General features: G+C 62.7%; 20 protein-coding genes. 8 read left to right on the plus strand and 12 right to left on the minus strand.

Going from position 1 to position 25,731, the window contains the following annotated elements:
• Positions 1-1,449 carry a YfcC family protein gene (locus tag HBJ55_RS08790; RefSeq protein ID WP_167113141.1) on the plus strand — a complete coding sequence of 483 codons (1,449 nt, stop codon included), beginning with the start codon at positions 1-3 and terminating at the stop codon, positions 1,447-1,449.
• Positions 1,450-1,543: 94 nt separating this feature from the next.
• On the opposite strand, the gene puuE is transcribed toward HBJ55_RS08790, so the two are convergent.
• Positions 1,544-2,476, minus strand: coding sequence for an allantoinase PuuE (gene puuE / locus HBJ55_RS08795; protein WP_167113143.1), 933 nt, complete (start codon positions 2,474-2,476; stop codon positions 1,544-1,546).
• A gap of 577 nt (positions 2,477-3,053) precedes the next feature.
• Here puuE and HBJ55_RS08800 point away from each other — a divergent pair.
• The 3 genes from HBJ55_RS08800 to HBJ55_RS08810 all read left to right on the plus strand — a co-directional run bounded on the left by HBJ55_RS08800 (position 3,054) and on the right by HBJ55_RS08810 (position 6,829).
• Positions 3,054-3,800, plus strand: a complete 747-nt coding sequence (locus HBJ55_RS08800) for an aspartate/glutamate racemase family protein (protein WP_167113145.1) — start codon at positions 3,054-3,056, stop codon at positions 3,798-3,800.
• Between the two features lie 119 nt (positions 3,801-3,919).
• The gene (locus HBJ55_RS08805) at positions 3,920-5,296 is read left to right on the plus strand and encodes an NCS1 family transporter (RefSeq protein ID WP_206022418.1); all 1,377 of its coding nucleotides are present in this window, start codon (positions 3,920-3,922) and stop codon (positions 5,294-5,296) included.
• Positions 5,297-5,371: 75 nt separating this feature from the next.
• Entirely contained in the window at positions 5,372-6,829 is a 1,458-nt protein-coding gene (locus HBJ55_RS08810) for an NCS1 family nucleobase:cation symporter-1 (protein ID WP_167113147.1), read from the plus strand.
• 68 nt (positions 6,830-6,897) lie between these two features.
• Here HBJ55_RS08810 and HBJ55_RS08815 read toward each other — a convergent pair whose 3' ends face one another.
• The 3 genes from HBJ55_RS08815 to uraH form a co-directional block, all read right to left on the minus strand.
• Positions 6,898-7,644, minus strand: coding sequence for a GntR family transcriptional regulator (locus HBJ55_RS08815; RefSeq protein WP_206022420.1), 747 nt, complete (start codon positions 7,642-7,644; stop codon positions 6,898-6,900).
• Between the two features lie 122 nt (positions 7,645-7,766).
• Positions 7,767-8,969, minus strand: a complete 1,203-nt coding sequence (locus tag HBJ55_RS08820) for a urate hydroxylase PuuD (RefSeq protein WP_167113149.1) — start codon at positions 8,967-8,969, stop codon at positions 7,767-7,769.
• A 223-nt stretch (positions 8,970-9,192) separates the two neighbouring features.
• Positions 9,193-9,546, minus strand: coding sequence for a hydroxyisourate hydrolase (gene uraH / locus HBJ55_RS08825; RefSeq protein WP_167113151.1), 354 nt, complete (start codon positions 9,544-9,546; stop codon positions 9,193-9,195).
• A 192-nt stretch (positions 9,547-9,738) separates the two neighbouring features.
• On the opposite strand from uraH, the gene uraD reads away from it, so the two are divergent.
• Positions 9,739-10,266: a 2-oxo-4-hydroxy-4-carboxy-5-ureidoimidazoline decarboxylase gene (gene uraD, locus HBJ55_RS08830; RefSeq protein WP_167113153.1), complete on the plus strand. Its 528-nt coding sequence runs from the start codon at positions 9,739-9,741 to the stop codon at positions 10,264-10,266.
• 147 nt (positions 10,267-10,413) lie between these two features.
• On the opposite strand, the gene HBJ55_RS08835 is transcribed toward uraD, so the two are convergent.
• On the minus strand, positions 10,414-12,078 hold the full coding sequence (locus HBJ55_RS08835; RefSeq protein ID WP_167113155.1) for a methyl-accepting chemotaxis protein: 1,665 nt from the start codon (positions 12,076-12,078) through the stop codon (positions 10,414-10,416).
• 423 nt (positions 12,079-12,501) lie between these two features.
• Here HBJ55_RS08835 and HBJ55_RS08840 point away from each other — a divergent pair, with 423 nt between their 5' ends.
• On the plus strand, positions 12,502-13,893 hold the full coding sequence (locus HBJ55_RS08840; RefSeq protein ID WP_167113157.1) for a uracil-xanthine permease family protein: 1,392 nt from the start codon (positions 12,502-12,504) through the stop codon (positions 13,891-13,893).
• 175 nt (positions 13,894-14,068) lie between these two features.
• Here the strand turns inward: HBJ55_RS08840 and HBJ55_RS08845 are convergent, their stop codons facing one another.
• Positions 14,069-14,920, minus strand: a complete 852-nt coding sequence (locus tag HBJ55_RS08845) for an outer membrane protein OmpK (RefSeq protein WP_167113160.1) — start codon at positions 14,918-14,920, stop codon at positions 14,069-14,071.
• A gap of 109 nt (positions 14,921-15,029) precedes the next feature.
• Positions 15,030-16,481: a uracil-xanthine permease family protein gene (locus HBJ55_RS08850; protein WP_167113162.1), complete on the minus strand. Its 1,452-nt coding sequence runs from the start codon at positions 16,479-16,481 to the stop codon at positions 15,030-15,032.
• Positions 16,482-16,797: 316 nt separating this feature from the next.
• Here HBJ55_RS08850 and HBJ55_RS08855 point away from each other — a divergent pair, with 316 nt between their 5' ends.
• Positions 16,798-17,409, plus strand: coding sequence for a phosphoribosyltransferase (locus HBJ55_RS08855; protein ID WP_167113164.1), 612 nt, complete (start codon positions 16,798-16,800; stop codon positions 17,407-17,409).
• Between the two features lie 74 nt (positions 17,410-17,483).
• On the opposite strand, the gene HBJ55_RS08860 is transcribed toward HBJ55_RS08855, so the two are convergent.
• Both HBJ55_RS08860 and HBJ55_RS08865 read right to left on the minus strand, forming a co-directional pair.
• Positions 17,484-17,837, minus strand: coding sequence for a phasin family protein (locus HBJ55_RS08860; protein ID WP_167113166.1), 354 nt, complete (start codon positions 17,835-17,837; stop codon positions 17,484-17,486).
• Positions 17,838-17,977: 140 nt separating this feature from the next.
• On the minus strand, positions 17,978-18,685 hold the full coding sequence (locus HBJ55_RS08865) for a glutathione S-transferase N-terminal domain-containing protein (RefSeq protein WP_167113168.1): 708 nt from the start codon (positions 18,683-18,685) through the stop codon (positions 17,978-17,980).
• Between the two features lie 357 nt (positions 18,686-19,042).
• On the opposite strand from HBJ55_RS08865, the gene HBJ55_RS08870 reads away from it, so the two are divergent.
• Positions 19,043-20,746: an L-lactate permease gene (locus tag HBJ55_RS08870; RefSeq protein WP_167113170.1), complete on the plus strand. Its 1,704-nt coding sequence runs from the start codon at positions 19,043-19,045 to the stop codon at positions 20,744-20,746.
• A 66-nt stretch (positions 20,747-20,812) separates the two neighbouring features.
• Here HBJ55_RS08870 and HBJ55_RS08875 read toward each other — a convergent pair whose 3' ends face one another.
• From HBJ55_RS08875 to HBJ55_RS08885, 3 genes are all read right to left on the minus strand, one after another.
• The gene (locus HBJ55_RS08875) at positions 20,813-21,337 is read right to left on the minus strand and encodes a gamma carbonic anhydrase family protein (RefSeq protein WP_167113172.1); all 525 of its coding nucleotides are present in this window, start codon (positions 21,335-21,337) and stop codon (positions 20,813-20,815) included.
• A gap of 98 nt (positions 21,338-21,435) precedes the next feature.
• The gene (locus HBJ55_RS08880; RefSeq protein WP_167113174.1) at positions 21,436-24,432 is read right to left on the minus strand and encodes an FAD-binding and (Fe-S)-binding domain-containing protein; all 2,997 of its coding nucleotides are present in this window, start codon (positions 24,430-24,432) and stop codon (positions 21,436-21,438) included.
• Between the two features lie 35 nt (positions 24,433-24,467).
• Complete coding sequence (locus tag HBJ55_RS08885) at positions 24,468-25,676, minus strand: pyridoxal-phosphate-dependent aminotransferase family protein (RefSeq protein ID WP_167113176.1); 1,209 nt, start codon at positions 25,674-25,676, stop codon at positions 24,468-24,470.
• Between the last annotated feature and the right edge of the window lie 55 nt (positions 25,677-25,731).

Here is a 25,731-nt window from a genome sequence, read left to right on the forward strand (position 1 = left end):
ATGTCCCACCCCTCCGAAACCACCCAGGCTACCCAGGCCACCGGCGCCAAACGACGCCACTGGCAGATCCCGCATATCTACGTCATTCTGTTCGTCTTCATCGCCATCGCTGCGGTGGCGACCCACTTCGTGCCGGCCGGTGAATTCGAGCGGATCCCCGGCCCCAATGGGCGCATCACCATCGATGCCGAATCCTTCCGGTTCGTCGAGCCCAATCCGACCGGCATCGTCGACTTCATGCTGGCGATACCCAATGGCCTGATGAGCGCCGGGGAGGTGGTGTTCTTCACTTTCATGATCGGCGGCATGTTCATGGTGTTGCGGCGCACCGGCATCATCGAGATCGGCGTCGACAAGCTCAGCCGACGGTTTGCCGGCCGAAGCCTGCTGATGATCCCGACGCTGATGACGGTATTCGCCGTGGTCGCCACCATCATCGGTACTCAGGAGCTGGCATTGGTCTACGTGCCCGTCATCCTGCCACTGATGATCGCCCTGCGCTTCGACTCGGTAACCGCCGCCGCCGTGGCGCTGTGCGCCACCACCGCGGGCTTCACGACCGGCATTCTCAACCCGATCAATACCGGGCTCGGTCAGCAGCTCTCCAACCTGCCGCTCTACTCCGGCTTCGGTCTGCGGGCCGCTGCCTTCGTGGTCGTGCTCGGCGCCGGTATCTTCTTCGTCATGCGCTATGCCCGCAAGGTCCAGGCCAGCCCCGAGCAGAGCCTGATGGCCGGTGACGAGACCGAGGCCGAGAAGCGCTCGCTGTACCAGCATGCCACCGATGAGGGCGCCCTGATGGCCAATGGCCGCCAGAAGCTGGCCGCCATCGCCACCTTCGCCTTCTTCGGCCTGCTGGTCTACGGCGTGCTGCGCCAGGGCTGGTTCATGATGGAGATGGCCGGACTCTTCATTGTCATGGGCATCGTCGTCGGTCTGATCGCCGGACTTACCACCGATAGCATCTGCGAGGCCTTCAACAAGGGCTTTCGCGACGTGCTGGTCGGCGCCATGATCGCCGGCGTGGCCCGCGGGGTAGCCGTAGTGCTCGAGGATGGCCAGATCATGGATACTCTCGTCTTCGGTCTCGGCAACCTGGTCGGTGAACTGCCCACCCTGCTGTCGGCCATCGGCATGTATGTCTCCCAACTGGCCTTCAATTTCGTGGTGCCCTCCGGCAGCGGCCAAGCGTTGGTCACCATGCCGATCATGGCACCGCTTTCCGACATCATTGGTGTGACTCGCCAGACCGCAGTGCTGGCCTACCAGCTCGGTGACGGAGTCGGTAACATTCTCTTCCCGACGTCCGGTTACTTCATGGCCACCCTGGCCATCGCCGGTGTGCCCTGGCAGAAGTGGGTGAAGTTCTTCTTCCCGCTGTTCTGCGTCTGGGTGCTGATCTCCATGGGCTTCCTCGCTTTCGCTCAGGCCACCCAATGGGTCGGCTGATCGGCTGAGCAGCATCCCGCACAGCCAACAGGCCCTGCCCGGCTCGTCCGGGCGGGGCCTGCTCGTCACCCAGGGCGACAACATCAGCTGAGCCTCAGCGAGCCGGCGCCGGATGGTGCTCCATCCAGTGTTTGGCGATATCCACACGGCGCGTCACCCAGACCCGATCGTGCGCCTCGATATGATCGAGGAAGTGCTGCAGGGCACGGAAGCGGCCGGGGCGGCCAAGCAGTCGGCAGTGCATGCCCACCGAGAGCATCTTCGGCGCTTCATCTCCCTCGGCATACAGCACATCGAAGGCGTCACGCAGGTAGGTGAAGAAGTGCTCGGCGGTATTGAAGCCTTGGGGTGCAGCGAAACGCATGTCGTTACTGTCCAGGGTATAGGGCACGATCAGGTGATCGTGCTCGATGCCCTGGCTGTCGGCTGCGCGAGTCCAGAACGGCAGGTCGTCGCCGTAGTAGTCGCTGTCGTAGAGGAAGCCGCCCTCGTCCAGCACCAGCCGTCGGGTGTTGGGACTGTCGCGGCCGGTGTACCAGCCCTGCGGCTTCTCGCCGTAGAGGCGCTGGAAGATCTCCATGGCGCGCTGCAGATGCTCGCGCTCGACGTGCTCCGGCACCTCCTGGTAGTGGATCCAGCGATAGCCGTGGCAGGCGATCTCGTGACCCAGCTCCTTGAAGGCTTGGGCAACTTCGGGATGACGCTCCAGTGCCATGGCTACGCCGAACACCGTCAGTGGCAAGCCGCGGCGTTCGAATTCACGCAGAATGCGCCAGACACCGGCCCGTGAGCCGTACTCGTAGATCGACTCCATGCTCAGGTGACGATCGGGAAAGGCCGGGGCTCCGATGATCTCGGAGAGGAACTGCTCGGAGCCGGCATCGCCATGCAGCACGCAGTTCTCTCCACCCTCTTCGTAGTTGAGCACGAACTGTACGGCGATTTTTGCTCGTCCCGGCCAGCTGGCATGGGGCGGATTGCGGCCATAGCCGACGAGATCACGGGGGTAGTCAGGGCCAACGCTCATGAGTACTTCCTCTTGTTCTCAACCTGCTTTGTGTGGAACTCAATTCAGCCTCGCCGGCTTTGCGCAACACAAAGTGTATACAATAAGAAAGATAATCTGTATCCAACCAGACTGCAACCGGTGCTGCCAACTTCACATCACACCACGGCGGACCTGCATAGGCACTAGGCCTGACAGGCAAGTGCCGTTTCTTGCCTCAGCGAGCAGGCCGAGGCGTGATGCCTACCCCTCTTTGTATACAAAAAATGCAGCGACTTGCAACCACGTTTATGGGAGGGGTCAGCTCTTGCCTAGTTTCCTTCCAGCTCAGAATGACGATGGAGAGTGAGAGGCACCGGAAATGTATACACTTTTATTAAGGAATAGTCGTCAATAAGGCTTTCTCCATCTTGCATACGACTTAAGTATAGGCTGAAGAAAGTTCTATGTTTTTGCTTCTTTAATAATAAATATTTGTTTTTAAAAGGTTTATCTCGGCAATGCCAGACGAAGTGAAATGCTTGCGCTCAATGCTCGCAACGCCTATTTTGTGTACAAAGACATTTTTTATTGTTCACAAGAAGACTTCGGAGCTCGCATGCGCCTACGCATCATCAACCCCAACACCACGGTCGCGATGACCTACAAGATCGGCGAAGCGGCGCGACGCGTGGCGGCTAGCGACACGACCATCGTAGCGACGCAGCCGGTGGACGGCCCGGTTTCGATCGAGAGCCACTTCGACGAGGCCATCAGCGCGGTGGGCGTGGTGGAGGAAGTGCTGGCCGGAGAGAAGGAGGCTACCGACGCTTATGTCATCGCCTGCTTCGGCGACCCGGGGCTGCTGGCGGCACGCGAGCTGACCCGCGCACCGGTCATCGGTATCGCCGAGGCGGCCTTTCACGCCGCCACCCTGATCAGCACCCGGTTTTCGGTAGTCACCACCCTCTCACGCACCGCCATCATCGCCGAGCACCTGCTGGAGCAGTACGGTTTCCGTCATCACTGCCGCCGGGTACGTGCCGCCGAGATTCCCGTGCTGGACCTGGAGGAGAACGGCTCGGCGGCGCTTTCACGGATCGTCGAGGAGTGCCGCCGGGCGCGCGACGAAGATGGTATCGGCGCCATCGTGCTGGGCTGTGGCGGCATGGCTGACCTGACCGAAACCATTTCCCGCGAGGTCGGCCTGCCGGTAATCGAGGGCGTCACGGCCGCGGTCAAGCTCGCCGAAGCCCTCGTCGGCCTGGGGCTCGGCACCAGCAAGCATGGCGACCTGGCGTTCCCGCGCCCCAAAGCCTTCAACGGACGCTTCGAGAGGTACTCGAATCTCACGCCCGGACACTGACACCCGACCCATAACGACACTCATAACAACACGCCTTGAGCACGTCACGCCACAGAGCCCCGGAGCAGCACCGGGCACAACCACAACATAATAGAGCAACGACTTGCGAGGAAAGAGACATGCAACACACCAACTCACACAGCACGGCGGCCGACCCGGCCCCCCTGGCGGCGGCCACGCCTGACGCCTCCAAGGCGCTGGGCGAGGAAACGCTAGCGCCCCAGAAGACTCGCATCATGGGGCGCACCTCATACTTTCTTGCCTGGTTCGGTGGCTGCGTGTCGATCGGCACCTTCACCATGGGGTCCAGCGTGGTCGGCACCCTCAACCTGATCCAGGCAACCCTGGCCATCGCCATCGGCTGCTTCGTGATCGGCATCGCCCTGGCCGTCAATGGCGCAGCCGGCTACAAGTACGGCATCCCGTTCATGGTGCAGGCACGCAGCGCCTTCGGTTTTGCCGGTACGCGCCTGCCCGGCCTGGTCCGGGCCGTTCCGGCGGTGGTGTGGTATGGCTTTCAGAGCTGGATCGGTGCCGGGGCGCTGAACATGGTCTCGGCCACCCTGTTCGGCTTCGACAATCTGGTGTTCTACTTCATTACCTTCCAGTTCCTGCAGATCGGCCTCTCGGTGATGGGTTTCCAGGGCATCAAGTGGCTGGAAAACATCGGCAGCGCCTTCATCCTCGCCTCGCTGGTCTACATGTTCTACAGCACGGTAGTGCGCTACGGCGATGTGCTCTCCGCCAACCTGTTGACCATGGAGGGCTCCTGGGGCATGCCGTTCTGGGGCGCCACCATGCTATTCCTGGGCATCTACAGCACCATGATGCTCAACGTCAGCGATTATTCGCGCGAGCACAAGGAGGGCACCGGCCAGAGCCTGCTCACCACGATCTATGCCATGTCGATCTTGCCCTGCACGCTGTTCATGGGCCTGATCGGCTACATGGTCTCCGAAGCCACCGGCACCGCTGACCCCATCCAGGTCTTCGCCAATGCGGTGGACAATACGCCGCTGCTGATGACCACGCTGCTGTTCATCGCCTTCGCCCAGGTCACCACCAACGTACTCAATAACGTAGTGCCGCCGACCTACGTGCTGATGGACGTGTTCAAGCTGAAGTTCACCACCTCCACGGTGATCGTCGGCCTGCTGGCCTTCGCCACCTTCCCCTGGAAGCTGGTGCAGCCCGATTCGGCGGCCGGTCTGCAACTCTTCGTGCAGACATATTCCGCCTTCCTCGGCCCGATCTTCGCCGTCCTGGTGGTCGACTACTACCTGATTCGCCGTCGCACCCTGGACCTCGGCAAGCTCTATGACGAAAACGGCCCGTACCAGGGCGTCAACGTGGCGGCGCTGATCGCCACCGCCGTGGGCATCGTCGCGGCGCTGACCTTTTCCGCCGTGTCCTGGTACGCCAGCCTGATCCCGGCCGGCCTGACCTACTACCTGCTGATGCAGTACTGGGCCCCCTGCCAGCGCTTCCGCCAGTAGCCTCGTGCGGCCCCGCTTCGCCCTCCCGGTCATGCCGGGCGGGCGAGTTTTCTTACAACGACAACGGTGACGACGATGCAAGACAACGAGCTGAACATCCAGAACATCGATCCATCGCTATATAACGAGGACCTGGCCCCGCTGAAGCACAAGGATCGCAACTGGGGCGCCTTCGAGATCTTCAACGTGTGGTCGAACGATATCCAGAGCCTGTTCGGCTACACCCTGGCAGCCTCGCTGTTCCTGACCTATGGACTCAACGGCTGGGCGGTCATGGCGGCCATCATCCTGGCCGGGGTGATCGTCATGTTCCTGGTCAACCTGACCGGCAAGCCCAGCGTCAAGTACGGCATCCCCTTCCCTGTCATGGTCCGCGCCAGCATGGGGGTGCGTGGCGCCAATCTACCGGCCATGCTGCGCGCGATCATCGGCATCTTCTGGTATGGCGTGCAGACCTACTTCGCCTCCACCGCGGTGGCGCTGTTGATCACCGCGCTGTTCGGTGCCGGCGATGGCGCAACCTTTCTCGGTCTCTCCGGCGTGGCCTGGGTGTCGTTCGTGATCGTCTGGCTGTTCCAGATCGCGATCTTCTGGCAAGGCATCGAGCGTATCAAGCACTTCCTCAACTGGGCCGGCCCGCTGGTCTACGTGGTGATGGTGGCGCTGATGATCGTGGTCTGGTACCAGGCCGGCGATGAGTTGCTGCCTGCCATCAGCACCATCTTCAGCGCCGACGCCGAGCGCAGCGGTAGCGCCGTGACTGCCTTCCTGGCGATCGTCGGCACCATGGTGGCCTATTTCGCCGCCGTGGTGATCAACTTCGGTGACTTCACCCGCTTCGTCAGGACCGAGCGCCAGATGAAGCTCGGCAATCTGCTGGGTCTGCCGCTCAACGTGGCCTTCTTCTCGTTCATTGCGCTGATCATTACCGCCGGTACCCTGGTGCTGTTCGGCGAGGCCTTGACCAACCCGGCCGACATCGTCGAGCGGGTCGACTCCCTGCCGCTGACCATCGTCGCCGCACTGACCTTCTTTGCCGCTACCGTCGGCATCAACCTGGTGGCCAATTTCATCCCGCCGGCCTACGACCTGGCCAATCTGTTCCCCAGCAAGATCAGCTTCAAGGTCGGTGGGCTGATTACCGCCGTGGTGGCCTTCTTCGTCGGCGCGCTGTGGGTCTCTGTGATCAGTCAGATCGGCGTACCGGGCTTCGTCAACGCACTCGGTGCCATCGTCGCGCCCTTCTACGGCATCATCGTGGTGGATTACTACCTGGTGAAGCGGCAGCACCTCGACATGCAGCAGCTGTTCTCCTCCGAGCCGGGCAGTGCCTACTACTACGTCAAGGGTTGGAACCATCGGGCACTGCTGGCCTTCGGCGGCGCGGCGCTGTTCTCGATCTCTACCGTGCTGGTGCCGGCGCTAGCCAGCCTCGGCGGCTATGGCTGGATGATTGGCGCCGCGCTCGGCGGTGCCTTCTACTACGGATTGATGCTGAGCTATCGCCCGGCGGCCGCAACACCGGCTATCTGACGAAAGCACTAAGGGCAAATGGCGCCTCCGGCCTGGCCGGGGGCGCCATTGTCTTGTCCGGATAACGCCTAGATGCCGAAGATGCGCTGCAGGTCCGGCGTTTCTTCTTCTTCCTCGACGATGGAGAGGGAGGCTTCGATGGCCTTGAGATGACGACTCATGAAGGCGGTGGCCCGCTCACCGTTCTTGGCTTCGAGAAAGCCGATGAGGTCGTCGTGGTCGTGGGACTCGCAGCCCAGATGGCCGGAACTGCCGTAGACGGCAAGGATCAATGAGGAGCGTGAGCACAGCTGGCCGACGAATGCCGCCAGCGTGGCATTACCGGAAAGCTGCGCCAGTCGTTCGTGAAAGGCGGCGGAGAGCTTGATCGCACGGCTCTGCTCACCCGAACGGAGCGCCTCGCGCTCACGCCGAGCCATGTCGCGCAGCTCGCTCACGTTCTCAGGTTTGATACGGCGGGCGACCTCGGGCATCAGTCCGCACTCCACCATCTGGCGGGCGTCGAAGACATCCTTCGCTTCGTCGGCGGTGGGCCGCGTCACGCTGGCGCCGCGCCGCGGTGTCAGCGTGACCAGTTGTTCCAGGGCCAGGCGCTGAAGTATCTTGCGAATGCCGGTACGGCTGATGCCGAACACCTCGGCCAGGGCATCCTCGCGCAGGCGTGCCCCGGGACGCAGACGGTGCTCGATGATGGCATCGCTGATGGTGCGATAGATCGCCTCGTGGCGCTCCGCCCCATCGCCATTCTTGCCCAAGCGCCGAGGCTTGGCCTTGCTCGAATCGCCATCGTCGGCCAGGCTCTGCCGCTGGTTCATGGTCGCCCTCCTCGCATCCCGTCACTGCCAGTCATTGTATACGTTTCTTCCGCCAACTCGAACCAAACGCCCCCAGCACCGCCGACAAGCAGGCTGGGGGCAAACGGGCCCGCGAACTCGATTTACTCCGACCAGGCAGCGATTGCGTCGCGCTCCTCGTCGGTCATGCCGGTCATGTTGCCCAGCGGCATGTACTTGCTGGCCACCACTTCCTGAATCTTCTCGCGATGCCCTTCGATCTGAGCCGTGGTGTCGTAGATCACTCCCGCCGGGGCCGAGCCAAAGCCCGCCTGAGTCGGGTTGGCCGAGTGGCAGGAGGCGCAGCGTGACTCGATGATGGCCTCGACCTCGGCCAGGCTCGTACCCTCACCGCCATCGGCACCATTCGAAGCTCCAGTTCCCGGCATGCCGACCCAGAAGGCCACGGCGATCAGCGCCACTCCGGCTACCGGGTAGGCGGGCTGGATCTTGCCGGCGTGCATCAGCACGAAGAACTGCCGAATCAGCGCCCCGGCGAAGATGAACAGCGCCATCAGCACCCAGGCGTACTCATGGCTGTACACGAAGGAGTAGTGGTTGCTGATCATCAGCAGCACAACCGGCAGGGTGAAGTAGGTGTTATGCACCGAGCGCTGCTTGCCGCGCTTGCCGTCCAGCGGATTGGGCGTTTCGCCCGCCTTCATGGCCTTCACCATGCGCCGTTGGCCGGGGATGATCCAGAAGAAGACATTGGCCGACATGGCGGTGGCCATGACGGCACCGGTGAGCAGGAACGCGGCACGCCCCGAGAACATCTGCACGCTGAGATAGGAGACCACGACCATCATCACGGCCACGGCCAGGCTCAGGATCCCGTCGCGATCCATGTTGGGGCTGATGCGCTTGCACAGCTCGTTATAGACCACCCAGCCCCCGAGCAGGAACGCCAGCGCCAGGAGATTGGCCTGCCAGCCGCTCATGCCGGCGGCCCACGCCCAGTCGCTGTTGGGGTTGACCAGATAGAAGCCCGGATTGGCCATGTACAGCAAGACGAACAGGGCGAAACCGGAAAGCCAGGTGGTGTAGGCCTTCCAGAACGACCAGTGCAGATCTTCCGGCAGCTTGTCGGGCGCCGTGGCGTACTTCTGATTGTGGTAGAAGCCGCCGCCGTGTACGGCCCACATCTCGCCGAACACGCCCTTGTCACGGTCCTCGGCCGCCTTGGGCTTGCGCAGTCCGTTATCCAGCATCACGAAGTAGATCGACTCGCCGATCCAGGCGATGGCCGCGATGACGTGCAGCCAGCGCAGCATGAAGTTGACGAAATCCAGGAGGTAAGCTTGCATCAGGTGGTCTCAGCTTAGTTGTTGTTGACGCCGCATCGCGGAGCGCAGCCAGTTTTCTAATGCGCCAGGGAAGCGCTGATCAATTTGCGAGCCGGATGAAGCACAAGGCGCGCGGCGCGCAGAAACCGGAGCCTATGGGGTATAGGTGTGGATTTCGACGGTCCGACGCTTCGGCACCGCGCAACGCAGTGATTCGCCCGCGCAGCCATTGATTAGCGTTTCCCTAGCTGCCGCGGTAGGTGGAGTACCCATAGGGCGACAACAGCAGCGGCACATGGTAATGCTGCGAGTCGTCGGCCACGCCGAAGCGCAGCGGAATCACGTCGAGAAAGCGCGGCTCACCTGCCTGGATACCCTGCCGACGCAGGTAGTCACCGGCGTGAAAGACCAGCTCGTATTCGCCCGAGGTGAAGTCAGCTCCCTCCAGGATGGGGCCGTCGCAGCGACCGTCGTCGTTTGTCGTCACCGTCTTGAGTGGCACTCGCCTGTCGCCTTCGAGCCGCAAGACCTCGATGCGGATACCTTCGCCGGGGCGGCCCTGGGCGGTATCCAGAACGTGCGTGGTCAGTCGTCCCATTGTGTCTGTCTCCCCGTGGTTGGCCGGGGCTGGCTGGCCCCGGGAATTCAATTTTGCGCGAGTCTACCGCTTCGGCAACCCTCTGAAGACAGTTTTAGCGCTTCTGATGGTACATTTCAAAGATTTTTTGTATACACTTTCTTTGTGACCCGCTACGAGCACTGCCTTGCAGCACTGAATATGGAGAACAGGATGAACGACAAGATACTGGCGCCCCGCCCCAGCACGCTCGACCGCGACGAATTCGTGGCAAGCTTCGGCGACATCTACGAGCATTCGCCCTGGGTGGCCGAGCTGACCTGGGAGCGCGGCCTGACGAGCGAGCACGACACACCGGCCGGCCTCGCCGAGGCCATGGGCCAGACACTGCGCAGCGCCACGCCGGAACGCCAGCTCGAGGTGATTCGCGCCCACCCGGATCTGGCCGGCAAGGCCGCCATCGCCGGCGAACTGACTGACGACTCCACCCGCGAACAGGCCGGCGCCGGGCTAGACCAGTGCACGCCGGAGGAGATGGCCCGCTTCGAGCGCCTCAACGGGGCCTACAAGGAGAGGTTCGGCTTTCCTTTCGTCATGGCAGTGAAGGGCAGCGACCGGCACGCCATCCTCGCCGCCTTCGAGACACGCCTGGAAAACTCACCGGAAGAGGAGCGTCGCACCGCCATCGAGCAGATCAACCGCATCGCTCGCTTCCGTCTGGAAGCGCGCGCCGAGGGTTAACCCAAGCCAGGACGCACCGACCCGCGGTGCTCTACCGCGGGTCGTTGCGTTTATGAAGCCCTCTTGGCGGCGCCCGTCAGCTCCAACCAAGATACCCTCCGAGCTCGCCGGCTCGTCGCAGCGCAGCACCGCCCCCAAGGCAGCGAGTCATCGAGCCGGCATTGAGGAAAGATCCGGCAGCATGGCGAACGCGAGGCCGTCGGATGAACGATGGGCAACGGCATCTTCGTGCGGGCGCGGCCCTGCTGGGGCCTGCCCATCGAGCCGAAAGCGTGAAACCCCCGCCTGCAGGTCGCCGGCCACACCGCTCAGTTGATCGGCCGCTTCGCTGGCCTGCAGTACCATGGCGGCATTTTGCTGCGTCGTGTCGTCCATGTCGGAGACGGCGCGGTTGATTTCGTCGATTCCCGCTTCTTGCTCGCGCGAGGCATCGGCAATCTCCCCCATCAACCGATTGACCTCATGGATCGACCGGCGAATGGCCTCCACGGCATCGCCCGCCTTGTCGGCGCTCGCCGCCCCCGTCCTGACCTGCTCGACCGAGTGCTCGATCAACGATCGAATCTCGGCGGAGGCATCCGCGCTGCGGGTCGCCAGTTTCCTCACTTCGTTGGCAACGACGGCGAAGCCACGCCCGTGCTCACCGGCGCGCGCCGCCTCGACCGAGGCGTTGAGGGCGAGGATATTGGTCTGGAAAGCAATCTGATCGATCAGACCGATGATGTCGGTGATTCGCTCCGCCCCTTCGCGAACCTGATGCATCTGGTCGACGAGGCCGACAACGATACGGCCGCCCTCCTCGGCCTGACCGGCGGCGCGCTCCGCCACTTGGCTCGCATCGGCGGCATTCTGACTGTTGCTTCTCACCGTCGCCGTGATCTCCTCCATGCTCGAGGCGGTCTCGGTCAGCGCCGCCGCCTGGCGCTCGGTGCGCGCCGAGAGGTCGCGGTTGGCATTGACGATGCGGGAGACACCGGCATAGACCTCACCGCTGCTGTCACGCATGCGCGACACGGTCTCGCGCAGCGCGGACTGCATGTCACCGAGCGCGGAGAGCAGCTTGCCTATCTCGTTGCGGCCCCGCCGCTCGACCACCTCGGCCAGATTGCCCTGAGCCATCTGCTGAAAATGCTCGATGACACGCTCGAGCGGACGGATGAGGTGCTGGGTCACGCCCCAGAAGACGATCACGATCATGCCGATCGCACCGATGAAGACGGCGACGATGGCCTTGCGCGTGAAATCGACCACCCAGCCGAAGTCGCTGGCCCTTGCAGCCCCAGCTGCTTCCGCCGCGCGGAAAAACCCTACCGCAGCCTGATAGAAATCATCGTAAGCGACGTAAGCGGTATCCCTCGAGCGCGAATAATCGTCCAACTTGCCTTCGGCCAGGGCATGCAACTGGGGCTCGACGACACCCTCCAGCAACTGAGCGAAACGGTGCTGGACAGGCCCGATGAGTTCATCCTGCCCGGGCTGTCGCGGCAACGACGTGAACTCGCCGAAGACCTCGGCGGCCATGGCCAGGCGCCGCTGCAGGTCGGCCAGCTGCTCCGCATCGCCCGCCTGCCGGTCCTCCAGGGCCTGCTCGTAGTGCCTTGCCATATCGAGACGGACGCTCTGCAGCATCGAATTGGCGCGATTCAAGGTCGCCTGCTGGTTCACGTTCACCGCTTCGAACGCATCGAAGTTTCGCTGGCTATGGGCGACAGCCCACAGGCCGATGGCACTCAAGGCCACCAGCATGGACAGGAAACCAAGCAACACCAGGAACCAACTGGCCCGTACCGTCAGGTTGTGTAGTAGTCGCATGCCTCTCACCCTTGTATCCATTTTTTGTATACAACAAGTAATGAGAGATACCGTACCACGCCTCGCCAGAGAGCGCTGTCAACGCTGCCCAGGGTCTCTTGGAGGGAAAGAAAAGCAAGGAAAATCAAACGGAAGCAGTTTTTTAGCTAGCGTTGACAGGTCCAGCATGAAGAATGCCTTGAGCAATCCTGTCTCTTTTACGCAGCAATAATTCGACCAATTGGTCAACAAATTTCTCTTAAGCAATTGTTTTTAAAGAAGAAGGGGAAATTATTTTGTATTGTACACGATCGATGTCTTTTAAAGTCACCATTATTGTGTACATTTACCTTGAGATTTGATGCTCAGATAAGGCCCTTCCGACAAAGCGCCTTCTTATCCAAGCACTCGTCCCACCAACAACAACGAATCGTGAGCCTGCACATGTCCGACACCCGCTCTTCCCCGCATCCGCAGCGAAACCCCACACGCACCATCAACCAAGATCCGGACGCCATGCCGCCACTGTCCAAGGCCATCCCCCTCGGACTGCAGCACATCATGGCCATGTTCGCCGGCAACGTGACCCCGCCGATCATCATTGCCGGGGTCATCGGCGCCAACGCCGGGGAGCAGATCTTCCTGATCCAGGTAGCCCTGTTCGTGGCGGGCATCTCTACCCTGATCCAAACCATCGGCATCGGCCCGATTGGCGCTCGCCTGCCCATTGTCCAGGGCACGAGCTTCGGCTTCCTGCCGGTCGCCTTGCCGCTGGCGAAGGCTTTCGGCTTGCCCGCGGTGCTCGGCGCTTCGTTTGTCGCCGGCTTGCTGCAGGTGGTGCTAGGCGCATTCCTCAAGAAAATCCGACACTGGTTCTCACCGGTGGTGACCGGCATCGTGGTACTGCTGATCGGTATCACCCTCATGCCGGTCGGCCTCAAATATGCGGCTGGCGGCGTAGGCTCCCCGGACTTCGCCTCGCCGACGAACCTGCTGCTGGCACTGTTCGTGCTGGTCGTGTGTATTGCCGTACACCAGTTGGGACGCGGCTTCGTCAAGGCGTCCTCGATCCTCTTCGGCCTGCTGGCCGGTTATCTGGCGGCCATTGCGCTGGGCATGGTGGATTTCACCAACCTGCGCGAGGCCAGCTGGTTCGCTCTACCCAAGCCGCTCGAGTACGGTATGGAGTTTCCCCTGACGGCGATCATCGGCATGGCACTGATCATGTTTGTGGTGGGCCTCGAGACCATCGGCAACATCTCCGCCATTACCGCCGGTGGTGCGGGACGCGCGGCCAAGGACCGCGAACTTTCGGGTGGCGTAATGGCCGACGGGGTGGCGACATCCTTCGCAGCGGTGTTCAACACCCTCCCCAACACCGCCTACGCCCAGAATGTCGGCTTGATCACCCTAACCGGCGTTGTCAGCCGTCACGTGGTGACCATAGGTGGGCTGCTGCTCATCGCCATGGGGTTATTTCCCAAGCTGGGCGGTCTGGTCGCCGCCATGCCCCATGCCGTGCTGGGAGGAGCCGGTATCGTCATGTTCGGCATGATCGCGTCGGCGGGCCTCAAGATCATTCAGGAGTGCGAGCTCGACCAGCGGGCCATGCTCATCATCGCCGTGTCGCTGAGCCTCGGTATCGGCCTGCCTGCCGTTGAGGAGATCTCCGAGACTCTCCCCGGCCAGGTCGGCCTGCTGCTCAAGTCAGGCCTGGTGCCTGCGGCCGTAGCCGCCTTGCTGCTGGATGCGCTGCTGCCCGGCAAACCTCGCCGTCAGCGCGGCGGCGAGGAGCCTTCCGCCGGCGAAGCGGAGAAGACCAGCGCCAAAGCTTGATCGCCTCTTTGCCATGACGACGCGCTGCCGGCTATCCGGCGGCGCGTCCCCGTCTCTGCCCTTCCCTTCCGTCCGGCACGACGCCTTGCCATCCATCCCTGACAGTGCCCGGGTGCCGCGAGAAAAAACGGGGCCGCCCTTGGGCGGCCCCGTTCCTTGACGGCGAAAGAGTGATTCAGAAATGCCACTCCACTTGCAGGGTGGGCGCATCGGTGTCGACACCCGGCTTGTCATGGTTGCCGAACTTGTTGCGCCAGTACTCATAGCCGACCCCGGCCCATAGCTGGTTTTCCTCGCCCCATGCCAGCCGTCCCACGTCGAGCATCAGCGCAGTGCGCAGCAGTTGCTCGGACTCGGTGGCGTTGCCCTGGTAGTCCTCGCCCTTCTCGTGGTTGTAGTTGTAGAAGCCCTGGAACTTCATCGGCAGCGGCCCCAACTCGAACGGCAGCCCCCAGGCCAGATTGATCTGGTAATAGGGGTCGAACTCGATCTCGTTCACCTCACAAAACCCGGCACCGCAGTGATTCCACTCGTGGGCATAGAAAAGGCTGAGATCGAGAAAGCCCTGGGGAACGTCGAATTTCAAGGTAGGCCCCATCACCAGCATGCGCTTGCGCGGGGCGAACTCGGTGTTCTTGGTATTGAGGTCGAACCCACCGGTCAGCCCCACGTCCTTGACCGGGCCGAAGGCCAGTGGCTCGTCTAACAGCTTGCCGAAGTGGAGCTGATGGCGGTAGGTGAGGTAGGCCTCGGTGGCTCCGCTCTCGCTACCGCTGGCTGGATCGGCGTCGTTCGACTGCAGCACGTCCAGGTTCAGGAAGTTCTGGCCCAGGGAGTAGCCGCTCACGTGGGTGAACTGGAGGACGTGCTTCTCGACATCGTTCGGATTGCCGGGTTCGGTGAACTGGGTGCCGTATCGATAGCCGAGGAATGTATCGCTCCAGGTAGCGGCCTGAGCCGTACCCGCCGCCAGGCCGGCCAGCAACGCAACGCCGGTGGCAAATTGCCGAGTCGTTCGATCATGCATAAGAGTATCCTTTTGTTGTGATTGTGATGCGATAACTGGATACATTTATCGCATCAACTTGGATACATTAATATATTCGGAAAATATTTCCAAAAAAATCAACGGGAGCCTAGCCGCGCGACGCTCTGCTAGGGGTAACGTGTGCATCATCGAAGCGCGAAGGCGCTGAGTGGCGTGGCGCCTGCCGATCCGAGCAGCCGGACTCGCCACTACCATCGCTTGCCATCGCCTCGCGCTCGCGGGCTTCGTCGGCCAGAGTGGTATTCGGCAGCAGCAGGTTGAGCACGAAGGCGGTAATGGCGGCCACCACGATGGGCGCACCGCCGACCAGGTTCTGCAGCCATTCCGGGAAACGCTCGATCGCCGCCGGTACCTCGGCGATACCCAGGCTGAGCGCCAGCGCCAGGCCTACGATGGTCATGTTGCGGGCGGAAAGCTCGTCCTTGATCAGCAGCTTAATGCCGGTCATGGTGATCATGCCGAACACCGTGATGGTGGCCCCGCCGAGCACCGGATAGGGGATGGTGGTCATGATCGCGCCGAACTTGGGACTGAACCCCGCCAGCAGCATGAAGCCGCCAGCGAGCGCCAGCACGAAGCGGCTGATCACCTTTGTCATCGCCACGATGCCCACGTTCTGGCTGAACGTGGAGGTGGGCAGGGCGCCGAAGAAGGCACTCGCCGTCGTGGTCAGGCCGTTGCCCAACAGGCCGCCGGTCAGCTCCGGCGTCCTCAGCTCGCGATTCATGCCGCCCACGGTGGTCGCCGAAAGGTCGCCGATGGTCTGTACCGAATTGATCACGCAGATAACCACCATGGCGGCGATCGCCGAAGCATGGAACTCCATGGCGAAGGGCATGACCTGAGGCACCGCCACCCAACTGGCCTGGGCTACCGAAGCAAAATCGACCATCCCCAGTGTCAGCGACAACCCGTAGCCGACGAGGATGCCGACGATGATCGCCGAGAGTTTGATGACGCCCTTGCCGAACTGTGAGGCGACAAGCACGGTGGCCAGCGTCACCAAGCCCACGATCCAATTCTGCGGGGCGCCGAAGTCGGGGGCGCTGGAGTTGCCACTGCCGGCCATGTAGCGCACCGCGATATCGTAGAGCGACAGGCCGATGACCAGCACCACCGTACCCGCCACCACCGGCGGAAAGAGGTGGCGAACGTACTGGATGAAGTAGCCCACCACCATCATGGTGAGACCGCCGATCAACTGGGCACCAAGGATCCCTTCGATGCCATATTGCGCACCCACGGCGATCAACGTCGGCACGTAGGCAAATCCCACGCCGAAAATCGCCGGCAGCCGTGCGCCGAATTTCCAGACCCCATAAAGATGGAACAGCGTACAAACCCCCGAGGCCAGCACGGCGACTTGTATCAGTAAAAGCTTTTCTTCCGGCGTGGCGCCTACCACGCCCGCGATGATGATCGGTGGCGTTATGACACCGGTAATCATGGCCAGCACATGCTGTAGCGACAAGGGCAAAGCCTTTGCCAGCGAGGGCCGGCCATGGAAGTCGAAAATCGAAGTGTTCTGAATCTTTCGCATGGATCCATCCAGTCGTTGTTGTGTTTCTGTATACGGAAGCCACCCACCGCTGATTGTTCGAATTGCGGCAAGGTCTTTCCGGACACACGCCAAGCCTGACAGCGCACGCCGCGACTCGTTTTCCTGTCCAATCGGTCAATAAATGTATTCCAAAAGACCAACCAGAAGGCGACAGTATCTTAATTTATTGTATACAGAAATTATTTCCACCCCTTTCTTGCTCTCCTTCCGTCTAGGCGTCTGGCACCGCCTCTCTCGTGGAAGAGGCCCAGCTACACTGGAAGGAAACTCTTAAGTGGAGGAGAAGGAGACCGACATGTTTCGTGATCGACTGGACGCGGCCGAACAGCTGGCACAACGCCTGGAGCACTTGAAAGACACTAATCCGCTGGTACTGGCGATACCCCGCGGTGGAGTGCCCATGGGGCGCTATCTGGCCGATGCCCTCGAGGGGGAACTCGATGTGGTGCTGGTGCGCAAGATACGCGCCCCGGGGAGCCCCGAGTTCGCCATCGGCGCCATCAGCGAGGACGGCACCATGAAGCTGGACGCGGCAGCCTCACACTTCCCCCAGGAGGCGGTGGAGCGCGAAGCGGAGCAGCAGCGCAAGCTGCTCGAGGAGAGACGACAACGTTATAGCCCGGTCCGCCCACCAATCCCCCCCGAGGGGCGTGTGGTAGTGATCGTCGACGACGGCAGCGCCACCGGCGCCACCATGGAAGCCGCACTGAAAACCCTGCAGGGACGCGCCGAACGCCTGGTCGCCGCACTGGGCGTGGCCTCGCCCAGCGCCGTCGCCCGCCTGGAGGCGATCGCCGACGAGGTCGTTTGCCTGGATGCGCCCCAGCGATTCATGGCGGTCGGGCAGTTCTACGCCGACTTCGGTCAGGTCGAGGAAGAGGAAGTGATGGAGCTGCTCGAAGAGTGATGCCTGCGCGTCAAGCATGAGAAAAGGCCGCCCCCTTGCGGGTAGCGGCCTTCGGTGCCGAAGCGCTCTGCGACTTACTTGGTCGCGGCGCTGGCTGCCTTGACGTTCTGCTCGGCCAGCTGCTGGCCCTTCTGCAGGAACTCCTGGCTCAGGTCGACCACCTTCTTGGTGTCGCCCTGCAGGCGCTCGCCAAGTTCCTTGGCGGCCTTTTGCTGGGTCTCGAAGACCTGCTTGAGGCCCTCGGAGTCCTTGACGTCGGTCCAGGCACGGGCCTGGGCCAGGCTCAGGTCGGAGTAGCTACGGAAGGCTTCCAGCTGAGCCGAGAGCAGCTTCTCGTAGTATTCCAGTGTCAGCGAGCCATAGGCACGCGCCGGGCCGAAGAACAGAGTTTCGAACTGCTGAGTCGCTTTCTCTTGAGTCTTGCTCATGAGACACCTCCATCGTTGCGTTGCCAAGGCAGGAAGGAGCCTTGTTGCAATGCAACATAGCAGCTCGACTTGTGCGATGCAACATTTTTGTTGCAATGCAGCATTCGGCTCAGCGCTTCGGAAAGACTGACTCAAGCGCGTCAGCGATAGGCGCCTTCGATGTCGGTGATGCGTACGGCATTGCGTCCCGTGCCGTCGTGCAGGTCGAGCATACGCTCGAGCCAGCCGTATACCGGATCGGCGTTGGAGACCAGATCGGCGGTCGACACTACCCGCGCCCACATGAAACTGCCGAATACCAGGTAGTCGGCTGCGGCGGGCGCTTCGCCGTCGATGAAGTCGCCATCCTCCAACTGACCGCGCAGCGGAGCCAGAGCCGCATCCAACTGGGCCAGCCCCTTGGCCGGTGAGTGAAACTCTTCCAAGGTGCGACCGAAGCGCTTCTCCCGCGTCTCGCGGAAGTAATCGCGATCGCGGGGAGCGATGGCATTGTAGAGATCCATGACGATGGTGCGCATCATCGCCGGCGCCAGCGCGCGCTCGGCGTAGTGCTTGAAGAAGCGCGCCCGCGCCGCGGCCAGGCCGTCGCCGATCAGCGGCGATTCCGGATAGGCACGGTCGAGATAGCGCAGGATCTCGTAGCTGTCGGTCACGGTCGTCTCGCCGTCGACCAGCACTGGAACCTTGTCGTAGTCGGCAAAGGCCAGCGCCTCCTTGTCGGTGAAGTGCCAGGCGCGCGTGTTGAAATCGAGCCCCTTGTGCGCCAGCGCGTAGCGCACCCGCCAGCAGTAGGGTGAAAAGCGCAGCCCCTCGTCGCAACCGCAGAGATCGTAGAGCACCCTTGTCATGACGCCTCCTGGCGAAAGTCGTTTGTCGTCAGTGGATAGTGCCAGCCTTGCCGGCAGGATGCCAACCATGCCGAGTCTGGCGACGACGTGGCCGACCTACTGTCCATTAGTCTAATAACGAATGGCGACTCAGCATCGTCAAACCTTTCGTGACGGCAGTCACCCTTTTGAATAGAAAAGAAAAATTGAAATTTTTGCGGACAATGGCCTTGGAGGAATATTGGTCAGACCAATTATCCAAGATAGCAACTTACATTTTCACTTCGTATCTTTGCTTTCCCGCCGACCGCACGCGCCGGGACGTCCAGCCGCGACAGTCGCGTTGGGTAATCAACAAGGAGAATCGAGGAAACGTCCATGTCGGATACGACCCTAGCTCTACTCGCCTTCACGCCGCTGTTACTGGCCGGCGTACTGCTCATCGGTTTTCGCATGGCCGCTCGCACCGCCATGCCGATCGTCTTCGTGGTAACCGCCCTGATCGGGCTGTTCGCCTGGGAGATGAGTGTCAATCGGGTGCTCGCCTCTACGCTCCAGGGCCTTATCCTGACCGTCTCGATCCTGTGGATCATCTTCGGCGCCATCCTGCTGCTGAATACGTTGAAGCACTCCGGTGGCATCGCGGCCATCCGCAACGGCTTCTCCGGCATCAGCCCCGATCGTCGCGTGCAGGCGCTGATCGTGGCCTGGCTCTTCGGCTGCTTCATCGAAGGTGCCTCGGGCTTCGGCACGCCCGCCGCCGTGGCCGCACCGCTGATGGTCGCACTCGGCTTTCCGGCTCTCTCCGCCGTAGTGGTGGGCATGATGATCCAGTCCACGCCGGTCTCCTTCGGCGCCGTGGGCACGCCGATCGTGGTCGGCGTCACCGGCGGCGTCAACGCCGGCGCCATCACCGAGCAGCTTGAGGCCGGCGGCCACACCTGGCTCGAGTACTTCCGCCTGATCGCGGCGGAAGTCGCCATCGTGCACGGCATCGTGGGTATCCTGATGCCGCTGATCATGGTGGTGATCATGGTGCGCTTCTTTGGCGCCAACCGCTCCTGGAAGGAAGGTCTCTCCATCGCGCCCTTCGCCATCTTCACCGGCATCAGCTTCGTGGTTCCCTACATGCTGGCCGGCGTGCTGCTGGGGCCGGAGTTCCCGTCGATGATCGGCGCCATGGTCGGCCTGGCCATTGTCGTGCCGGCGGCACGCCGCGGCTTCCTGCTGCCCAAGGACAGCTGGGACTTCCCCGAGCGTAGCGCCTGGCCGGCCGGCTGGATCGGCAAGATCGAGATCAAGATCGACGACATCGCCGGCAAGACGCCCCTCTCCACCTGGATGGGCTGGCTGCCCTACGTGCTGCTGGCACTATTCCTGGTGGCCTCGCGCGTGATCGACCCGCTGCGCGAGGCGCTCAACGCCTTCGCCTTCGGCTGGAGCAACATTCTCGGCGAGGCAGGCGTCTCCGGCAGCATCGCACCGCTCTACCTGCCGGGAGGCATCCTGCTGATGGTGGTGCTGGTGACTGCCGTGCTGCATCGCATGCGTGTCGGCGAACTCAAGGCGGCCTTCAGCGAATCCTCGCGCACCCTGCTCGGGGCGGGCTTCGTGCTGATCTTCACCATTCCCATGGTGCGGATCCTGATCAACTCCGGCGTCAATGCCGCCGACCTGGTGTCGATGCCGGTGGCAATGGCACAGTTCGTCGCCAACAGCGTGGGCGACGTCTACCCCTTCTTCGCTCCCGCCGTGGGCGCGTTGGGTGCCTTCATTGCCGGTTCGAACACCGTGTCGAACCTGATGCTGGCTGAATTCCAGTTCAACGTGGCCGGCGCACTCGGCGTCTCCACGGCGATGATGGTGGCGCTTCAAGCCGTCGGTGCCGCCGCGGGCAACATGATCGCCATCCACAACGTGGTCGCGGCATCTGCCACCGTCGGCCTGCTCGGCCGCGAAGGCGAGACCATCCGCAAGACGATCCTGCCGACGCTTTACTACCTGATCTTCACCGGTCTGATCGGCCTGATCGCCTTCTATGTGCTTGGGGTATCGGATCCGCTGATGCAGGTCGGCGGCTGACAAACACGTCACAAACACGAGCCCCGCGTCCTCATGGATGCGGGGCTTTTTCGTGTTCTACCAGGCTCAATCGATGCGCTTGAGCTCGCGGGCATGCCGGCTACCGCGCTCGACGTAGCTCGCCGCATTCTTCGCCAGCCCTTCGACCGCCTCGGCCGAAAGCTCGCGGATCACTTTGGCCGGCGCACCGACGATCAGCGAGTTGTCGGGAAAGGTTGCCCCTTCTTTGACGACCGCCCCGGCGGCCACGAGGCAGTTTCTGCCGATGACGGCGCCGTTGAGGATCACCGCCTGGATGCCGATCAAGCTGCCGTCACCGACGGTGCAACCGTGCAGCATCGCCTGGTGTCCCACGGTCACGTCATTGCCCACCTTGAGCGGAAAACCGGGATCGGCGTGAAGCACCGCGCCGTCCTGGATATTGCTGCGTTCGCCGACTTCGAGGTGGTCGGTGTCGCCGCGCAGCACCGCCTGGTACCAGACGCTGGCCTGCTGCCCGAGCGTCACCTGACCGATCACGTCGGCGGTTTCTGCCACGTAGACTTCCTCGCCTATCTGCGGCCGATGCTCGCCATACTGGTAGATTGCCATTGCTTTCCCTCACTCCAGTTTGTGCTATCGCCATACTAGACGGCGCACATGACGAAACAATCCTGCAAAAGAGTGTTCTCCTCGTGCCAGGCCTATTCTCAAGCCAGCGCCTTCTCCAACAGGCGCGCCACGTGTACCGCTTCTCGCCCGCTACCGTCGTGAATCTGGTGACGACAGCTCGTGCCATCGGCAACCAGCACGGCATCGACGTCTGCCTGGCGAATCGCCGGCAGCAGTGACAGTTCGGCCATTTTCATCGAGGCCTCGTAATGCTCCGCCTCGTAGCCGAAGCTGCCCGCCATGCCGCAGCACGAGGATACGATCGTCTCGACCTCAAGCCCCGGTATCCAGGCGAGCACCCGCTCGATCGGACGCAGCGCATCGAAGGCCTTCTGGTGGCAATGGCCATGCAGCATCGCTTTCGAATAGTCGACCGGCTTGAGTTCGAGCGCCAACTCACCCGCATCGTGTGCCCTGACCAGGAACTCCTCGAACAGCAGGGCCGACTCGGCAAGTCGTCGCGCCGCGTCCCCGAAGTCATACTGCAGGAACTCGTCGCGCATGCTGAGCAGGCAAGAGGGCTCGAGCCCAACGATCGGCACGCCGCGCTCGACGAAGGGCATCAGGTGGTCGAGGGAGCGTTTCGCCTCGGCCCTGGCCTTGTCGAACTGGCCGGAGGAAAGGTAGGTGCGCCCGCAGCATAGGGGACGTTCGCCCGGGGTGACGTTGAGATGCACGCCATAACCGGCCTTCTCCAGCACCCGCTTGGCGGCGCGGGCGTTCTCGCTCTCCATGTAGTTGTTGAAGGTATCGACGAACAAGAGCACCTCTCGGGTTCCCTGCGCCGGTCGACCGTGGTCTTCGGCCAGGAAATTGCCACGGAATCGGGGAAAGTCACGCTGCTCGGCCAGCCCCAGCGCCTGCTTGACGCGTCGCGCGACGAAGGGCATCCGCTCGGCGGCGTCCAGCAGGCCCGAGACTCGGCTCGCCCAGGGTGCGTAGCGCGGCATCTCGCCGACAAGACGATCGCGCAGCGAGAGCCCCCTGACCTTGGCCCGAGCGGCGCGCGCCTCGATCTTGAACTTGGCCATGTCGACACCCGTGGGGCAGTCGCGCCGGCAGCCCTTGCACGACACGCACAGGTCCAGCGCCTCCTTGACGTCGTCGCTGGCCAGTCCATCGTCACCGAGCTGGCCGGACAGCACCAGGCGCAGGGTATTGGCCCGTCCACGCGTCAGGTGTTGCTCGTCACGAGTAATGCGAAAACTGGGGCACATGGTGCCGGCATCGAACTTGCGGCAGTGGCCGTTGTTGTTGCACATCTCCACCGCCATGGCGAGGCCGTGCGTGGCATCGCCGCCGGTGCCGGGTGCGCTCTGCTCGCCGGTCAGCGGGTCGCGTTTGACGTCCCATGACGACCAGTCGAATACCGGGGTCAGCGGAATAGAGCGGTAGGAGGGCGAGAAGCGGAAGTAGCGCTCGTCGTCCATCCTCGGGGTATCGACGATCTTGCCCGGATTGAAGAGGTTGTCGGGATCGAAGAGTCGCTTCACCTCCTTGAAAGCGTTGTTGACGGTGCCACCGAACTGCCAGGCGACCCATTCGCCGCGACACAGCCCGTCGCCGTGCTCACCGGAATAGGCCCCCTTGTACTCGCGAACCAGTGCCGAGGCCTGCTCGGCGATCTCGCGCATCTTCTCAGCGCCATCGCGACGCATGTCGAGAATCGGCCTCACATGCAGGGTGCCGACGCTGGCATGGGCGTACCAGGTGCCCTCGGTGCCGTGGCGATGGAACACTTCGGTCAGCTTGTCGGTGTACTCGGCCAGATGCTCGAGCGGCACCGCGCAGTCCTCGATGAAGGAGACCGGCTTGCCGTCGCCCTTCATGCTCATCATGATGTTGAGCCCCGCCTTGCGCACGTCCCACAGCGCCTTCTGCTCAACCGGCTCCGGCATGTCGACCACGCACCCCGGCAGCCCCAGGTCGGCCAGCAATTCATTGAGGCGTGCCAGAGATGCCAGTTGGGCGTCGCGGTCGGCGCCGGCGAACTCCACCAACAGGATCGCCTCCGGCTTGCCGATCAGCGCCCTCTCGATCACCGGGCGGAATGACGGGTTTTCCAGCGACAGCTCGATCATCGTGCGGTCGACCAGCTCCACCGCGGTGGGATCGAGGGTGACGATGTGCTGGGTGAAGTCCATCGCCTGGTAGAAGGTCGGGAAGTTCACCACGCCGAGCACCTTGTGCTCGGGCAGCGGCGAGAGCCTGAGCTTGATGCGACGGCTGACCGCCAGGGTGCCCTCGGAGCCCACCAGCAGGTGCGCCAGGTTGGCGCGCCCGTCCGGGTCGTAGGGCTTGGGGTTCTGGCAGTTGAAGAGGTCGAGGTTGTAGCCGCCCACCCGTCGCAGCATCTTGGGAAAACGCTCGCGAATCTCCGGGTCGACGCGCTCGGCGATCGCCTGCATTCGCTCGGCCAACAGGCGCACCTTGCGATTGCCGTCGAGCTCGTCGATGAAGCCGAAGTTTGCCTCGTCACCATCGGCGAGCCAGGCATTGATGCCCAGTACGTTGTGCACCATGTTGCCGTAGCGGATCGAGCGCGACCCGCAGGAGTTGTTGCCGGCCATGCCGCCGATGGTGCACTGGGCGCTGGTGGAAACGTCCACCGGGTACCACAGGCCATGAGGCTTGAGCCAGGCGTTGAGGTGGTCCAGGACGATGCCGGGCTCGACCACCACGGTACGCGCCTCGGCGTCGAACTCGGTGATCTGGTTGAGCCAGCGGGAAGTGTCGACTACCACCGCCTCGCCCACCGTCTGGCCGCACTGGCTGGTGCCGGCGCCCCGCGCCAGCACCGGTACCCGGGTATCGCGGGCGATGTCGAGCGCCAGCTTGAGGTCCTCCTGGTCGCATGGGATCACCACCCCGATCGGCATTACCTGGTAGATCGAGGCATCCGTCGAGTAGCGGCCCCGCGAGGCGTGGTCGAACAGCACCTCGCCCTTCAATTCGCGGGACAGCCGGGAAGCCAGCTCGCTGACCGGCTTGACCTTGGCATCCCGTGACCGGGCGTTATCCTTCAGGGACGTCATTCTTTCGCTCCTAGCCGTGCTGATCGAAGCCGATGTCAGCGGTAGTCATGCAGCGGATGGTGGGCGAAGTAGTCGAGCGCGGCGGTCACGCCGCTGCCCGCCAGCGGCACACCGGCGAGCTCCATACCCGCCTCGCAGCCGCCCAGAGTCGCGATCAGCGTCAGGTCGTTGCAGTCGCCCAGGTGGCCGATACGGAACATCTTGCCCTTGGCCTTGCCCAGACCGGTGCCCAGCGACAGATCGAAGCGCTCGTAGATGAGCTTGCGCACCTCGTCGGCGTCGACCCCTTCGGGCACTACCACGCCGGTCAGCACCGGCGAATAAACGGCAGGATCCTGGCACTGGATCTCAAGACCCCAGGCCTCGACCGCCCGGCGCACGCCCGCGGCCCAGCGTTCGTGTCGCGCCAGCACATGGTCCAGGCCTTCCTCAAGCAGCATGTCCAGCGCCTCGTTGAGGCCATAGAGCAGATTGGTGCTGGGGGTATAGGGCCAGTAGCCGTTCTGGTTGGCCTCAAGGATCTCGTCCCAGGCCCAGAAGCTCTTTGGCATGGTGCTGTGACGACTCGCCTCGATCGCCTTGTCGGAAAGCGCGTTGAAGCTTATCCCCGGCGGCAGCATCAGGCCTTTCTGGGAGCCGGAGATGGTCACGTCCACGCCCCATTCGTCGTGGCGATAGTCGGCGCAGGCCAGGCCCGAAATGGTATCGACCAGCAGCAGCGCCGGGTGGCTCGCGGCATCGATGGCGCGACGCACCGCGGCGATGTCGCTGGTGACCCCGGTGGAGGTCTCGTTATGGACCACGCAGACGGCCTTGATACGCTGATCGTGATCCTCTCTCAGACGCGTCTCGATCATGTCGGCCTGGACTCCTTGGCGCCAGCCATCGTAACCGGGCAGACCGATGAACTCGGGCTCCAGCCCCAGTCGCAGGGCCATTTTCTGCCATAGAGTGGCGAAATGGCCGGTCTCGAACATCAACACCCGGTCCCCCGGGGACAGGGCGTTGGAGAGCGCCGCTTCCCAGGCACCGGTACCCGAGGCGGGGTAGATGATCACCGGGTTCTCGGTCTTGAAGACTTTCTTGATCTTGTCCAGCAGCGTGAGCCCCAGGGCACCGAATTCCGGGCCGCGGTGGTCGATGGTCGGCAGGCTCATGGCGCGCAGGATGCGGTCCGGCACCGGCGAGGGGCCGGGGATCTGCAGGAAGTGACGACCGGATGGATGGAAATCGAGATTCAACATGCGTCTATCTCCGTTTGTATTTTTGATAATGAATGCAATTCTGTAGAACAAAAAA

The sequence above is a fragment of the Billgrantia bachuensis genome, assembly GCF_011742165.1.
Taxonomy (GTDB): Bacteria; Pseudomonadota; Gammaproteobacteria; order Pseudomonadales; family Halomonadaceae; genus Halomonas; species Halomonas bachuensis.

Bases quoted from the DNA above. Each gene is read 5' to 3' on its own strand.
- HBJ55_RS08790 (WP_167113141.1), top strand. From the start codon at position 1: ATGTCCCACCCCTCCGAAACCACCCAGGCTACCCAGGCCACCGGCGCC.
- puuE (WP_167113143.1), bottom strand. From the start codon at position 2,476: ATGAGCGTTGGCCCTGACTACCCCCGTGATCTCGTCGGCTATGGCCGC.
- HBJ55_RS08800 (WP_167113145.1), top strand. From the start codon at position 3,054: ATGCGCCTACGCATCATCAACCCCAACACCACGGTCGCGATGACCTAC.
- HBJ55_RS08805 (WP_206022418.1), top strand. From the start codon at position 3,920: ATGCAACACACCAACTCACACAGCACGGCGGCCGACCCGGCCCCCCTG.
- HBJ55_RS08810 (WP_167113147.1), top strand. From the start codon at position 5,372: ATGCAAGACAACGAGCTGAACATCCAGAACATCGATCCATCGCTATAT.
- HBJ55_RS08815 (WP_206022420.1), bottom strand. From the start codon at position 7,644: ATGAACCAGCGGCAGAGCCTGGCCGACGATGGCGATTCGAGCAAGGCC.
- HBJ55_RS08820 (WP_167113149.1), bottom strand. From the start codon at position 8,969: ATGCAAGCTTACCTCCTGGATTTCGTCAACTTCATGCTGCGCTGGCTG.
- uraH (WP_167113151.1), bottom strand. From the start codon at position 9,546: ATGGGACGACTGACCACGCACGTTCTGGATACCGCCCAGGGCCGCCCC.
- uraD (WP_167113153.1), top strand. From the start codon at position 9,739: ATGAACGACAAGATACTGGCGCCCCGCCCCAGCACGCTCGACCGCGAC.
- HBJ55_RS08835 (WP_167113155.1), bottom strand. From the start codon at position 12,078: ATGCGACTACTACACAACCTGACGGTACGGGCCAGTTGGTTCCTGGTG.
- HBJ55_RS08840 (WP_167113157.1), top strand. From the start codon at position 12,502: ATGTCCGACACCCGCTCTTCCCCGCATCCGCAGCGAAACCCCACACGC.
- HBJ55_RS08845 (WP_167113160.1), bottom strand. From the start codon at position 14,920: ATGCATGATCGAACGACTCGGCAATTTGCCACCGGCGTTGCGTTGCTG.
- HBJ55_RS08850 (WP_167113162.1), bottom strand. From the start codon at position 16,481: ATGCGAAAGATTCAGAACACTTCGATTTTCGACTTCCATGGCCGGCCC.
- HBJ55_RS08855 (WP_167113164.1), top strand. From the start codon at position 16,798: ATGTTTCGTGATCGACTGGACGCGGCCGAACAGCTGGCACAACGCCTG.
- HBJ55_RS08860 (WP_167113166.1), bottom strand. From the start codon at position 17,837: ATGAGCAAGACTCAAGAGAAAGCGACTCAGCAGTTCGAAACTCTGTTC.
- HBJ55_RS08865 (WP_167113168.1), bottom strand. From the start codon at position 18,685: ATGACAAGGGTGCTCTACGATCTCTGCGGTTGCGACGAGGGGCTGCGC.
- HBJ55_RS08870 (WP_167113170.1), top strand. From the start codon at position 19,043: ATGTCGGATACGACCCTAGCTCTACTCGCCTTCACGCCGCTGTTACTG.
- HBJ55_RS08875 (WP_167113172.1), bottom strand. From the start codon at position 21,337: ATGGCAATCTACCAGTATGGCGAGCATCGGCCGCAGATAGGCGAGGAA.
- HBJ55_RS08880 (WP_167113174.1), bottom strand. From the start codon at position 24,432: ATGACGTCCCTGAAGGATAACGCCCGGTCACGGGATGCCAAGGTCAAG.
- HBJ55_RS08885 (WP_167113176.1), bottom strand. From the start codon at position 25,676: ATGTTGAATCTCGATTTCCATCCATCCGGTCGTCACTTCCTGCAGATC.